Genomic DNA, 12,256 nt, shown 5'->3' with positions numbered 1-12,256 from the left:
TGGGACTCGTGTTTCTAGCGGGACTAATGGCACTGGTGGGGCAGGTATGGCATTGTGGGACGCGTTGTGTTACGAAGTCCACAGGCGCGGGGGCGCTCACGGGCCGCAGTCGATACCTCGATCGTCCATCCCAGGATCGAGTTACCGGTCTAGCACGCTCAGTTAGACAGGACCGGTAATCCCGTCGAGTATTGCGAGTGACACGGCGCGTATCTCTACAACTAGCGCTGCAACTAGTTCCACAACGGGGTCACATCGAGGAGATTTTCGAAGTGCGCGTCGCCCTTCAGAAGCACAACCGTGGTCAGCAGCCACACCGTCGCACCGCGACCAAGTCGGTCATCGTGATCGTCGTCGCCGCTCTGGTGTCCGCACTGGCCTTCGTCACGGTATCGCCGGCCGGAGCTAACCCGACGCCTCCTCCGAACCCCACCAATCAGCAGCTGGCGAACGCCGCAGCGCAGAAGGCCGCACTGGCCACCCAGGTCGGGCAGCTCTCCGGCCAGCTGGCCGCCATGCAGGCCCAGGTCGACCGCCTCAACGGCGAGTCGGAACTGGCCGAGCAGCGGGTCGCCCTGGCCATCTCAGAACTCTCCGACGCCCAGGACGCCGCCGACGCGGCCCGGGCCGCCGTCGACGCCGCCAACGCGAAGGTCGCCCAAGCCCACCTCGACTTCTCCAACTTCGTCCAGGCCAGCTATATGAGCGGACCGACCGGAGGCACCGCGGCTGGACTGCTCACCGCGACCGATCCGAGTGAGCTCCTGCAGCGGGGTGACTACCTCGGCTTCGCCGCCAGCCACCAGCTCGAGGCCATCGCGAACCTCAACAAGTCCACCATCGAGCAGGCCAATGCCGATGCCGCCTCCCGAGCCGCGGTGAACCGGCAGAAGGCGGCCAAGCTCAACGCCGAGCAGGCGCAGCAGGCGGCCGCCGCCAAACTCGCTTCAGCCAAGACGCAGCAGACGCAGCTCAACGCGACCATGGCCACTACCCAGACTCAACTCAACACAGCGCAGGCCAACCTCGCCACCCTGAACGGGCAGCGGGCCGCCTACAACGCCTATCAGGCCCGCCAGCGCGCCATCGCCGCCGCCAAGGCCGCGGCGGCGGCCAGGGCCCGCGCCCAGGCCCTGGCCGCCAAGCGGGCCGCTGATCGCCTGGCCGCCGCTCGAAGGGCCGCGGCCAGAGCGTCCGGCTCCTCGTCGGGCTCCTCCAGCCAGGATCTCGGGCTGCAGGGCTCCGGTATCTCGAACGCGCCCAGCACCGGCGGTTGGACTGCGGCCAAGGGACGCACTGCGGTCGCCCGGGCTATGCAGTACCTCGGCTATATGTACGCCTGGGCCGGCGGCAACCGGCGCGGCCCGACTTACGGTGTCTGCGAGTCGGGCGACGCCTGGAACGACTGCCACATCGTCGGCTTCGACTGCTCGGGGCTCGCCCTCTACGGGTGGGCGCCCTACCTGTCGATGCCGCACTACGCGCTGTCGCAGTACAGCGTCGCCGGCAGCTATCACCCGTCACGCAGCTCGCTGATGCCCGGTGATCTGCTCTTCTGGAGCAGCAATGGCGCCATCTCCGGTATTCACCACGTCGCCATCTACATCGGCAACGGCAACGTCATCCAGGCACCCAACAGCGGTGAGGTCATCCAGATCACCCCGGTTGGTCAGGTCTCCTCGGGCTACTACGGAGCAACCCGCCCGCTGACGTAACCGTGGCCTACTCTGGAACGATGGCCGCCGATTCAGTACTGATCGATCGATTCGGTCGGGTGGCGACGGACCTTCGAATCTCGCTGACTGACCGGTGTTCGTTGCGCTGCACCTACTGCATGCCGGCCGAGGGGCTGGACTGGCTGCCGCGGGCCGAACTGCTCACCGACGACGAGATCGTCACGCTGGCCGGAGTCTTCGTTGGCTGCGGGGTCACCAGTATCCGACTCACCGGCGGCGAGCCCCTGCTGCACCGCACGCTGGCCGAGATCGTCAGCCGGCTGGCCCAGTTCTCGCCGCGACCGGAGCTGTCGCTCACCACGAATGGTGTCGGCCTGGTCGACAAGGCCGAGGGGCTGGTCGCGGCCGGCCTGGATCGGGTCAACGTCTCGGTCGACACCCTCCAGCCGGAGCGCTTCCTCGCCCTGACTCGCCGCAACCGACTGGCTGACGTGCTGGCCGGCGTCGCCGCGGCGGCGGCCGCGGGGCTCTCCCCGGTGAAGATCAACGCGGTGCTGATGCGGGGGAGCAACTTCGACGAGGCGCCGGCCCTGCTCGACTGGGCACTACGGCAGGGCTACCGTCTGCGCTTCATCGAGCACATGCCATTGGACGCGCAGCAGGCGTGGAACCGCGAAGTGATGGTGAGCGCCGAGGAGATCCTCGAACTGCTCGGACGCTCCTATTCGCTACTGCCGATCGGGCACGGCCCGGACGGCTCGGCACCGGCCGAGGATTTCGAGATCCTCGACGGGCCCGGGCGAGCTCACTGGGCCGCCGCCGGACACGAGCGGCCGCGCGTCGGCATCATCGCCTCGGTGACCCGTCCGTTCTGTCGCGACTGTGATCGGCTTCGCCTCACCTCGGACGGTCAGCTGCGCACCTGCCTCTTCGCCCGCGACGAGACCGACCTCCGCGGACCCCTGCGGGCTGGGGCGTCTGTGGCCGAGCTGACCGAACTCATCACCGTGGCCGTCGCCGGTAAGCAATCCGGCCATGGGATCGGATCCGGGTCTTTCCAGCAGCCGCTACGACCGATGTCGGCCATCGGCGGCTGACCGGCCGGCTACTGACCGGACACCGTCTAAGGGGTGTTTGATCAGGCGCCGGGGTAGGGCTCGATGCCGATGAGGAAGCCCCGACTGCTCAGGAACTCACCCAGCGTCGCCCGATGATCGGAACAGGCCAGCCACACCTTCGTGCGCGCCTGCGAGTGAATGCCGGGGTTGCGCCAATGGAGCTGGAACTCGGCCGCCGCGACGCACGCCTTGGCCGAACAGCGCGGTTGGTCCTCCAATGAGTCGGCTGAGGAGGCAGCTGTAAACGGTCCCATGAAAGGCAACTTACCGGGCGATCACGTAGCCTGGAGTGGCCGCTCAGGCACCCAAATCATGTTCTGCCCACTCAGGAGACCACGTACGTGACGCATGTTGCCCCAGCCGGAACCCCAGCCGCGGACGCCAGCTCCCTTGAGCGCGTCATGTTCGAGATCAAGCGGGTCATCGTAGGTCAGGACCGGTTGGTCGAGCGGATGATGGTCAGCCTGCTGGCCAAGGGTCACTGCCTGCTGGAAGGCGTTCCCGGGGTCGCCAAGACCCTCGCCGTCGAGACCCTCGCCCGCACCGTCAGCGGCAGTTTCGCCCGCCTTCAGTTCACACCGGACCTGGTCCCCTCCGACATCGTCGGAACCCGCATCTACCGGCAGGGTGCGGAGAAGTTCGACACCGAACTCGGACCGGTCTTCGCCAACTTCGTGCTGGCTGATGAGATCAACCGCGCTCCGGCCAAGGTGCAGTCAGCACTGCTGGAGGTCATGGCCGAGCGGCAGGTCTCCATCGGTGGAGTCAGGCACCCGGTCCCGACGCCGTTCCTGGTACTGGCGACCCAGAACCCGATCGAGAGCGAGGGCGTCTACCCGCTGCCGGAGGCGCAGCGCGACCGCTTCCTGATGAAGATCAACGTCGGTTACCCGACGGCCGCCGAGGAGCGGGAAATCATCTACCGGATGGGGTCGGTCCCACCCGTCGCCAGCGCCGTCATCGGCACCGACGAGCTGGAGCGACTGCAGGCTCGGGCCGCGAAGGTCTTCGTGCACCATGCGATCGTCGACTACGTGGTGCGGCTCGTGCTGGCTACCCGCAGCCCGGCGGCCAACGGTATGCCGGACGTCGCCCAGTGGATCTCCTATGGCGCCAGCCCGCGGGCCAGCCTCGGCCTCATCGCCGCCGGCCGCGCGCTCGCGCTCCTGCGCGGGCGTGACTACGTCCTTCCGCAGGACATTCTGGACGTCGCCACCGACGTGCTGCCCCACCGCCTCGTACTCACCTACGACGCCATCGCCGACGGCGTGCCGGCCATGCACGCGGTACGCCGCATTCTGCAGACGGTGCCGCTGCCGCAGGTCTCGGCCCGACCTGGCCCGCCGCCGCCGAACGGAGGCCCGCAGGCCAACGGAGCTCCGCAGCCGGGGTATGCCCCCAGCTACGCCGCCACCGGACAGCCGGGGCAGCCCGCCCCGCCGCCGAACAGCTGGGAACGCAACACGTGAGCGATGCCGAACGATCGGCCACTGAGGACGAGGCCGCCGACGCACTACTGCGCCGGCTTGAGCTGACCGTCCGCAACAAGCTCGATGGGTTACTGCAGGGAAATTATCTCGGGCTGGTCCCGGGCTCGGGTACCGAGGCGGGGGAGTCTCGCCTCTACTTCAGCGGCGACGACGTCCGCCGGATGGACTGGCCGGTCACGGCGCGAACGGGCGTGGCCCACGTACGCCAGACGATCGCCGACCGGGAGTTGGAGACCTGGCTCGCGGTCGACCTGTCGGCCAGCCTGGATTTCGGCACAGCCCGCAGTGACAAGCGCGAACTCGTCCTGGCCGCGCTCACCGCGATCACCCAGCTCACCGCCCGTGACGGCAACCGGGTGGGGGCGATCGTCAGCAACGGCGAGACGACGCTGCGGATCCCCGCCCTCCCGGGGCGGATGAACGCCCGGAACCTGGTGCACACGATCGCCCGGATGCCGCGAGCCAGCGAAGGCAGCCGGGGTGACCTGGGCAGCATGCTCGAACAGCTGCAGCGCCCGCCGCGTCGGCGCGGCATGGTCGTCGTCCTCTCCGACTTTCTCGACGCGACCGCGGCCACCGGTGGCCCGGCGATCGCCTCACTCCCCGACGGCGCGCAGTCGTCGTGGGCCCGCCCGCTGCGGGCGCTCAGCGGACGCCACCAACTTCTGGCGATCGAGATCGTCGACCCCCGCGAGCTCGAGCTGCCGGCCGCCGGCATGGTGACGTTCGTGGACACCGAGACCGGTGAGCAGCTCGAGGTGCAGACCTCGGATGCTCAGGTGCGTCGCCGCTTCGCCGAGGCCGCGCAGCAGCAGCGCACCCAGATCGCCACCGTGCTGCGCCACGTCGGCGCCGCCCATCTGCAGCTGCGGACCGACCGCAGTTGGGTCGATGACATTGTTCGTTTTGTGCTGGCCCGCCGGCATCTACTCGCCGATACCGGAGTTCGCTGATGTTCCTCTCCCCAGCCTGGCTGCTGCTCCTGCTGCTCGTCGCGGCCGCCGCGGTCACGTATGTGGCTATCCAGCTGCGCCGCAAGAAGTACGCCGCTCGCTTCAGCAATGTCTCACTGCTGGCCAGCGTCGCTCCGAAACGACCGGGCTGGCGCCGCCACCTGACCTTCGGCTTACTTTTGCTGGGGATGGCGATCCTCACGATCGGCCTCGCGCAGCCGACGGCGTCGGTTCGGGTCCCGCGTGACCGAGCCACCGTGATGCTGGCGATCGATGTGTCGCAGTCGATGCAGGCCACCGATGTGCTGCCGAACCGCATCGAGGCCGCGAAGGCCGCCGCCAAAACGTTCGTCGACCTGCTGCCGAGCCGGATCAACGTCGGCCTGGTCAAGTTCGCCGGCAACGCCAGCGTGGCGGTGTCGCCGACCACCGACCGCGACAGCCTGAAGGTGGCGATCGACAGCTTCCAACTGGAGAACTCGACCGCAATCGGTGAGGCGATCTACACCTGCCTGGACGCGATCTCCGTCTTCAGCAAGTCCAGCACGGCCAAGAACGACAAGCCGGCGCCGGCCCGCATCGTCCTGATGAGCGATGGCAGCAACACCAAGGGGCGCGACCCGCTCGACGCCGCGCAGGCCGCCAAGAGCGTCGGAGTCGCGGTGTCGACGATCGCCTTCGGCACCGACTCCGGCACCGTCACCGTGCAGGGCGAGACGATCCCCGTTCCCGCCGACAAAGCGACGCTCAAAGCCGTCGCCGACGACACCGGGGGCACCTTCCACACCGCAGCCTCGGCTGAAGAGCTGCGTCAGGTGTACCAGAACATCGGCTCGCAGATCGGCTACACCACCAGTCACAAGGTGGTGAGCTGGCGCTTCATGCTGCTCGGCCTGCTACTCCTCTTCGGGGCCAGCGCCGCGTCACTGCTGTGGGGCGGGCGGCTCGCCTGAGCCGGTCACCGACCAACATCTGACCCAGCTAGCGGTGTCTAAAGCCAAGGGTCAATGACGAGCTTGCCGACCGAAGAGCGGTCCAGTAGCGCTCCGTGGGCCTCGGCCGCCTGCTCCAGCGAGTAGGTGCCGCCGACGATCGCCCTCAGTTCACCGTTGGCCAGCAGCTGTAGAAGGCCGTTCACCGCCTCGGCCATGAGGGCAGGGCGCTGGGCGATGTGCACCAGCCAGAACCCGATCACGGCGGTGCTTCGCCCCATCAACGTCGCCGGCACAACCGCGGTTGGCGGGGTGCGTCCGGCCATTCCGAAGACGACCAGCCGGCCGAGCGGGGCGAGCGCCTTGAGGCTGTCGTCGAAGACCTTGCCGCCGGTCATCTCGAGGACGACGTCCACGCCGCGACCGCCGTTGGCTTCGCGCAGCGCCGCAGTCAGATCACTGGCGTGCGCGTCAACGGTCACGTCGGCGCCGAGCTCGCGGGCCAGCGCCCGCTTGACCTCGCTGGAGGCGGTCGCGATGACCCGGCCAGCGCCCCATCGTTTGGCCAGCTGAATGGCGATCGTGCCGACGCCCCCGGCCCCAGCGTGAACAACCACCGACTCACCCTCGGCCAGATGAGCGCTCGTCCGCAGCAGATGCCAGGCCGTCGCCCCCTGCACCAGCGTCGTCAGGGCGTCCGCGTCGCTGACCGCGTCGGGAATCTTGAAGAGATGATCTGGATTGACAGCAATTCGTTGGGCATACCCGCCGCCGGCGACGAAGCCCAGCAGCCGCGACCCGTCCGGGGCGCGTACCACCACCTCACTGCCCGGGATGAGCGGGAGCGACTGCTTCGCGAGGTAGGAGTCCTCGGTCTGGTGGGTGTCGGCGTAGTTGACGCCGGCGGCCAGGACGTCGAGGACCTGATCACCGGGGCCCGGCACCGGGTCCGGCAGCTCGCTCACCTTCAGGGTCTCGGGTCCGCCGAATTCCGTTAACTCGATTCCTCGCATAGTTACCGAAGCTACAGGTGCCGTTCAAGGTTCGGAAAGAAGCTACCGGCCGGAAACATCCGGTGCGTCTCGTCACCGCCTGTATCGACTACCGTGATCGGGGTGGGTCAACGTGTGCTGGTTACCGGCGGAAATCGGGGCATCGGCCTGGCCATCGCCAGGGCGTTTCAGGAGACGGGCGACGACGTCGCGGTGACGAGCCGCAGCGGCGAGGCCCCGGACGGCCTCTTCGCCGTGGCCTGCGACGTCACCGATGCCGAATCGGTCGATCGTGCCTTTGGTGAGGTCGAAGCGAAGTTCGGCCCGGTACAGGTGCTGGTCGCCAATGCGGGCATCACCGATGACACGCTGCTCATGCGCATGACCGAGGAGTCCTTCTCCTCCGTCCTCGACACCAACCTCACCGGCGCCTACCGGGTGGCCAAGCGGGCCACCCCCGGAATGCTCAAGGCCAAAGCGGGCCGGATGATCTTCATCAGCTCGGTGGTCGGCCTCCTCGGCTCGGCCGGGCAGGTGAACTACGCCGCCTCCAAAGCCGGTCTCGTCGGCCTGGCCCGCTCGGTCGCCCGAGAGCTCGGCTCGCGCAACATCACCGCCAACGTCATCGCGCCCGGATTCATCGACACCGATATGACGGCCGAACTCAGCGACGCGCGGCGCAGCGAAATCATCGCCAATGTGCCGCTGCGCCGCTACGGCAGCGTCGAGGAGGTTGCCGCCACCGCCGTGTTCCTGGCCAGTCCGGCCGCGGCCTACATCAGCGGAGCCGTGCTGCCGGTTGACGGTGGCCTCGGCATGGGTCACTAACCGGCAGGCCGGTCGCAACACACACCGAAATGGAGCATTTATATGGGAATTCTTGACGGTAAGCGGCTCCTGGTCACCGGCGTCATCACGGAATCGTCCATCGCGTTCGCGGTCGCCCGACTGGCCCAGGAGCAGGGAGCGGAGGTCGTGCTCACCGGGTTCGGGCGTCTGTCCCTGGTCCGGCGGGTGGCCGCGAAGCTGCCGAAGCCGGCCCCGGTCGTGGAGTTGGATGTCGCCGATCCCGAGCAGCTGGCCGCCCTGGCCGACGGGGTACGTGAGCACGTCGACGGCCTGGACGGAGTGCTGCACTCCATCGGCTTCGCCCCGGCGAGCTGCCTCGGCGGGGGCTTCCTGGAGGCACCGTGGGAGGACGTCGCCACGGCGGTTCAGGTCTCGACCTACTCACTGAAGTCGCTGGCCGTCGCCGCGCTGCCGCTGATGAGTGAGGGTTCATCGCTGCTCGGTCTCACCTTCGACGCCACCGTCGCGTGGCCGGCCTACGACTGGATGGGTGTGGCCAAGGCTGGGTTGGAGTCGGCGTCGCGCTACCTGGCCCGCGAACTCGGCCCGCGCAAGATTCGGGTGAACCTCATCGCCGCCGGCCCGATTCGCACCATGGCGGCCAAGAGCATCCCGGGATTCAGCCAGTTCGAGGACGCGTGGAACGGCCGGGCACCGCTCGGTTGGGACAACACCAACGCCGAACCCGTTGCCCGCACTGCGGTGGCCATGTTGTCCGACTGGTTGCCCTCGACCACCGGCGAGATCGTCCACGTCGACGGTGGGTTCCACGCGATGGGGGTGTAGGTGACGCAGTTCGATGCGCTGCTGCTGCTCTCCTTCGGCGGCCCGGAGGGTCCAGACGACGTTCTGCCCTTCCTGCGCAATGTCACCCGGGGCCGCGGCATCCCCGATGAGCGTCTGGTCGAGGTCGGCGCCCACTACGCGCACTTCGGCGGCGTGTCGCCCATCAACGGCCAGAACCGCGCCCTCATTGACGCGCTCCGCGACGCATTCGACGAGCGGGGCATCGAACTTCCGATCTACTGGGGAAATCGCAACTGGGCGCCGTACCTGAATGACGCGGTGGCCGAGATGGCCGGTGACGGGATCAGACGGGCGTTGGTCTTCGCCACCAGTGCCACGGGCTCCTACTCAGCCTGTCGGCAGTACCGGGAGAACCTTGGCGACGCCGTGGCCGCGACGCCCGGCGCCCCGGAGCTGGTGAAGCTGCGTCACTACTTCGACCATCCCGGTTTCATCGAGGCAAACGCCGCCGGGGTACGGGCAGCGCTGGCCACCCTGCCGGGTGCCGTCGCCGACTCGGCCCGCCTGGTCTTCACCGCGCACTCCATTCCGGTGTCGATGAACGAATCGGCCGGCCCCAACGGCGGCCTCTATCTGTCCCAGCAACGCGAGACGGCTCGCCTGGTCGCCGAGGAGATTCGGGGTGCGGGCGCCGCTTTCGACCTGGTCTGGCAGTCGCGCTCCGGGCCGCCTCAGGTCCCGTGGCTCGAACCGGACATCAACGACCATCTGCGACGGCTCGCCGAGTCGGGGGAGAAGGCGGTGGTGGTCAGCCCGACCGGCTTCGTCTCCGACCACCTGGAAGTGGCTTGGGATCTGGACAACGAAGCCGCCCAGACGGCCGGAGAGCTGGGCCTGCAGTTCGCCCGGGCGGCCTGCGCCGGAACTCATCCGGCCTTCGTCGCGATGGTCTGCGACCTGGTGCTGGAGCAGCGGACGGCCGACGCGCAGGGAACTCTCGCCGACGCGGCGCGGCCGCATCTCGGGTCGCTCGGCATCTGCGGGTTGGAGTGCCCGGCGTTCTGCTGCCCCGCTCCGGCGCGAGTCGGACGCCCGACGACTAGCGCGCGGCCGACCGAAGTAACCCGCGGTTAGGTCGGCTAGGAGTCCCGTTCGGTGAGCGCGTTGTACCCCGCGACCCGAGCCCGGCGGACTGCCTCGACGAGGGGCTGCAGGGCCTGCTCACGCAGCTGTATCGCGGGGGTGTCGACACCCCCGCCGACCGGATCCAGAGCAACGATCTGCAGTAGTTGGTGCAGCCGCTCCGCCTGGGCGACGAGCGAGACCGCACGCGGCGGGAAGGACGGAGGAAGATCTAGTTCAGTCTGGCCACCGCGCCAACTGCGCAGTGCGGCGTCGGTGCGCGCGCTCCGGCTCGCCACCTGGGCGGCGGCGAGGGTCGAGGCGGTCTCCCGGATCGCTTCGGTGAGTGCGTACGCGGCATCCGCGATCGGGACGGGGTCGATCGGGGCTGAGGCGAGGGGGTAGGAGCGCCAGACCAGCGTCGCTCCGCTGCTGCTCGAGGTCTCCTCGAGTTCTGGAACCAGACCTAGATCAGCACACCAGACGGCCTCACCGGCGCGCAGTGCCGCGTCGCGGAAAGCGGCCGGCCCGGGCAGCCCGCGCACGTCACCGGGGACGGGAAAGACACAGCGCACCGAAGCCCCACTGCGACGCCAGGCACTGAGCACGTCGACCATCGATGTCGGGGTCACGGTGGCGAAGCGGGTATGCGCCTCTTCGGTGCCGGGCAGCAGATCCTCGGCGGTGAAGGCACCCGCGGACTGCGGCGCGGAGGGCTGCACGAGTTGGCGCAGGTGCCCGCCGAGACTGGCCCGCAGCACCTCGTCGGCCGCGCTCTCGCCGTGCAGCCACGAGGCGGCCCAGGCGCAGAGCAGCCCACTCGCGGGGAGGCTCACCGCCGGGTCCGATCGATAGCGCGCATCTCAACAGGGTAGGCGGCTGGCGAGAAGTCTGCGAAACGAACGAAACGTCGACCGGATTGGCGCCGATATCGACGCCGCGCCAAATAGGGTCGAACGATGTCCAGATACCCAGACGACGTCCTCGCCGAGCCTTCCCGTCGGCGCCCGAAGGTGGCCGAAGTTGCAGCCGACCTCGACCTCGTCGTCGAGACGGCCGACGGCGCCTTCTGCGGCGCGGTGGTCGCCCACGGCAATGCCATCGACGCCGGTGAGCAGCGCACCACCGTCACCCTGGAGGACCGAAGTGGCAAGCGCCGGGTCTTCGCCATGCTTCCAGCCGCATTCATGATCGACGGAGTCCTGGTGACCCTCGTCAAACCGGTGACGCCGAAGCCGGCATCCGGTGCTGTGCGGTCCCGGACCGCCTCCGGTTCGATCGCCGTCGCCGGGGTGCGGGCGCAGGTGGCCAAGGCCAGCCGGATCTGGGTGGAGGGGGTTCACGACGCAGCCCTGGTCGAGCGCATCTGGGGCGACGACCTGCGTATCGAGGGCATTGTGGTCGAACCACTGGGTGGCATCGACGATCTGGTCGCTGAGGTAGCGACGTTCGCCCCGGGCCCCGGGCGCCGGGTCGGTGTCCTGGTCGATCATCTAGTGCCGAACAGCAAGGAGAGCCGCATCGTCGCCGGCGTGACCAACCCCTACGTGCTGGTGACCGGTCACCCTTACGTCGACGTGTGGCAGGCGGTGAAGCCGTCGGCGCTGGGTATTCAGAGCTGGCCGACGGTCCCTCGCGGGGTGAACTGGAAGGACGGTATCTGCGCCGCTCTGGGTGAGAGCAACCCCCGCGAAATGTGGCGGAAGGTGCTCGGCGGCGTCAACAGCTACGTCGATGTCGAGGTGCCGTTGCTGAGGGCCGTCGAGGAGTTGATCGACTTCGTCACCGGCTAGCCGGTGTTGTGCCACTATTGGGAACATGCCCGCTTGGTTGGTGTGGTTGATCGTGGCGGCCGTGCTGGCCACGGCCGAGACGATGTCGATGGATCTGGTTCTCGCCATGTGCGCGGCCGGCGCCCTCGCCGGATCGATCTGCGCCCTCGTCGGACTGCCGGTCGCCGTGCAGTTCGTGGTCGCGTTTGCCGTCGGCGGTTCGATGCTCTTCCTGGTGCGCCCGATCGCCAAACGGCATCTGCAGCGCGGCGGTCAGCCCACCGGAGTCGATCTGCTGATCGGGAAGAACGCCGTCGTGCTGACCCGAGTGAGCGCAGAGAGTGGGCTGGTCCGGCTGAACGGCGGCGAGTGGACGGCCCGCGCCTTCGACGAGGCCCAGGTGATCGAGGCCGGTCAGACGGTGCAGGTGATGAAGATTTCCGGCGCGACCGCCGTAGTCTGGGCACCTCCGGAGTTCGCGGCGAAGCCGGCGCAGCCGCTCGATCCGACGCAGTGAACCGCGTCGTAGGGCTGTGGTGCAGACTATGCAGCGGTCAACGGGCGGCCGCCGCCATGCGTGGTGGGACGAGTCCGATTTCGAGTGT

At 68.4% G+C, this 12,256-nt stretch carries 13 protein-coding genes; 10 read left to right on the top strand and 3 right to left on the bottom strand.

What is annotated here, in order from left to right:
* Window positions 1-272 precede the first annotated feature (272 nt).
* Complete coding sequence (locus CPH63_RS15675) at window positions 273-1,715, top strand: NlpC/P60 family protein (RefSeq protein ID WP_096303794.1); 1,443 nt, start codon at window positions 273-275, stop codon at window positions 1,713-1,715.
* 20 nt (window positions 1,716-1,735) lie between these two features.
* Window positions 1,736-2,773 (top strand): GTP 3',8-cyclase MoaA, encoded by a 1,038-nt coding sequence (moaA, locus tag CPH63_RS15670; RefSeq protein WP_096305189.1) that lies wholly within the window; start codon window positions 1,736-1,738, stop codon window positions 2,771-2,773.
* Between the two features lie 41 nt (window positions 2,774-2,814).
* Here the strand turns inward: moaA and CPH63_RS15665 are convergent, their stop codons facing one another.
* On the bottom strand, window positions 2,815-3,048 hold the full coding sequence (locus CPH63_RS15665; RefSeq protein WP_096303793.1) for a hypothetical protein: 234 nt from the start codon (window positions 3,046-3,048) through the stop codon (window positions 2,815-2,817).
* Window positions 3,049-3,195: 147 nt separating this feature from the next.
* On the opposite strand from CPH63_RS15665, the gene CPH63_RS15660 reads away from it, so the two are divergent.
* The 3 genes from CPH63_RS15660 to CPH63_RS15650 are packed head-to-tail and all read left to right on the top strand — an operon-like array spanning window position 3,196 to window position 6,190.
* Entirely contained in the window at window positions 3,196-4,263 is a 1,068-nt protein-coding gene (locus CPH63_RS15660; RefSeq protein WP_096303792.1) for a MoxR family ATPase, read from the top strand.
* Complete coding sequence (locus CPH63_RS15655) at window positions 4,260-5,237, top strand: DUF58 domain-containing protein (RefSeq protein ID WP_241895681.1); 978 nt, start codon at window positions 4,260-4,262, stop codon at window positions 5,235-5,237. Before CPH63_RS15660 ends, CPH63_RS15655 begins: the two co-directional genes overlap by 4 nt.
* Window positions 5,234-6,190, top strand: coding sequence for a VWA domain-containing protein (locus tag CPH63_RS15650; protein ID WP_096303790.1), 957 nt, complete (start codon window positions 5,234-5,236; stop codon window positions 6,188-6,190). Before CPH63_RS15655 ends, CPH63_RS15650 begins: the two co-directional genes overlap by 4 nt.
* A gap of 38 nt (window positions 6,191-6,228) precedes the next feature.
* Here CPH63_RS15650 and CPH63_RS15645 read toward each other — a convergent pair whose 3' ends face one another.
* Window positions 6,229-7,134, bottom strand: a complete 906-nt coding sequence (locus CPH63_RS15645; protein ID WP_241895680.1) for an NADPH:quinone oxidoreductase family protein — start codon at window positions 7,132-7,134, stop codon at window positions 6,229-6,231.
* A 150-nt stretch (window positions 7,135-7,284) separates the two neighbouring features.
* Here CPH63_RS15645 and fabG point away from each other — a divergent pair, with 150 nt between their 5' ends.
* From fabG to CPH63_RS15630, 3 genes are read left to right on the top strand one after another with little or no spacing between them, the layout of a single operon-like run.
* Window positions 7,285-7,989 carry a 3-oxoacyl-ACP reductase FabG gene (gene fabG, locus CPH63_RS15640; RefSeq protein ID WP_096305188.1) on the top strand — a complete coding sequence of 235 codons (705 nt, stop codon included), beginning with the start codon at window positions 7,285-7,287 and terminating at the stop codon, window positions 7,987-7,989.
* Between the two features lie 42 nt (window positions 7,990-8,031).
* On the top strand, window positions 8,032-8,796 hold the full coding sequence (gene fabI, locus CPH63_RS15635; RefSeq protein WP_096303788.1) for an enoyl-ACP reductase FabI: 765 nt from the start codon (window positions 8,032-8,034) through the stop codon (window positions 8,794-8,796).
* Window positions 8,797-9,891 carry a ferrochelatase gene (locus CPH63_RS15630; protein ID WP_096303787.1) on the top strand — a complete coding sequence of 365 codons (1,095 nt, stop codon included), beginning with the start codon at window positions 8,797-8,799 and terminating at the stop codon, window positions 9,889-9,891.
* A 5-nt stretch (window positions 9,892-9,896) separates the two neighbouring features.
* Here CPH63_RS15630 and CPH63_RS15625 read toward each other — a convergent pair whose 3' ends face one another.
* Complete coding sequence (locus CPH63_RS15625; protein WP_096303786.1) at window positions 9,897-10,715, bottom strand: hypothetical protein; 819 nt, start codon at window positions 10,713-10,715, stop codon at window positions 9,897-9,899.
* A gap of 123 nt (window positions 10,716-10,838) precedes the next feature.
* Between CPH63_RS15625 and CPH63_RS15620 the strand changes: the two genes are divergently transcribed.
* On the top strand, window positions 10,839-11,672 hold the full coding sequence (locus tag CPH63_RS15620; RefSeq protein WP_096303785.1) for a DUF3097 domain-containing protein: 834 nt from the start codon (window positions 10,839-10,841) through the stop codon (window positions 11,670-11,672).
* A gap of 25 nt (window positions 11,673-11,697) precedes the next feature.
* Window positions 11,698-12,168 carry an NfeD family protein gene (locus tag CPH63_RS15615; RefSeq protein ID WP_096303784.1) on the top strand — a complete coding sequence of 157 codons (471 nt, stop codon included), beginning with the start codon at window positions 11,698-11,700 and terminating at the stop codon, window positions 12,166-12,168.
* Window positions 12,169-12,256 lie beyond the last annotated feature (88 nt).

The organism is Jatrophihabitans sp. GAS493 (assembly GCF_900230215.1).
Classification (GTDB): domain Bacteria; phylum Actinomycetota; class Actinomycetes; order Mycobacteriales; family Jatrophihabitantaceae; genus MT45.
Note: the sequence above shows the minus strand (reverse complement) of the source record. Positions and strands in the feature narration are given on the sequence as shown.

What these genes read in the sequence shown, in the direction of transcription:
- CPH63_RS15615 (WP_096303784.1), top strand. Translation starts at nt 11,698, where the DNA reads ATGCCCGCTTGGTTGGTGTGGTTGATCGTGGCGGCCGTGCTGGCCACG.
- CPH63_RS15620 (WP_096303785.1), top strand. Translation starts at nt 10,839, where the DNA reads ATGTCCAGATACCCAGACGACGTCCTCGCCGAGCCTTCCCGTCGGCGC.
- CPH63_RS15665 (WP_096303793.1), bottom strand. Translation starts at nt 3,048, where the DNA reads ATGGGACCGTTTACAGCTGCCTCCTCAGCCGACTCATTGGAGGACCAA.
- fabI (WP_096303788.1), top strand. Translation starts at nt 8,032, where the DNA reads ATGGGAATTCTTGACGGTAAGCGGCTCCTGGTCACCGGCGTCATCACG.
- CPH63_RS15660 (WP_096303792.1), top strand. Translation starts at nt 3,196, where the DNA reads ATGTTCGAGATCAAGCGGGTCATCGTAGGTCAGGACCGGTTGGTCGAG.
- moaA (WP_096305189.1), top strand. Translation starts at nt 1,736, where the DNA reads ATGGCCGCCGATTCAGTACTGATCGATCGATTCGGTCGGGTGGCGACG.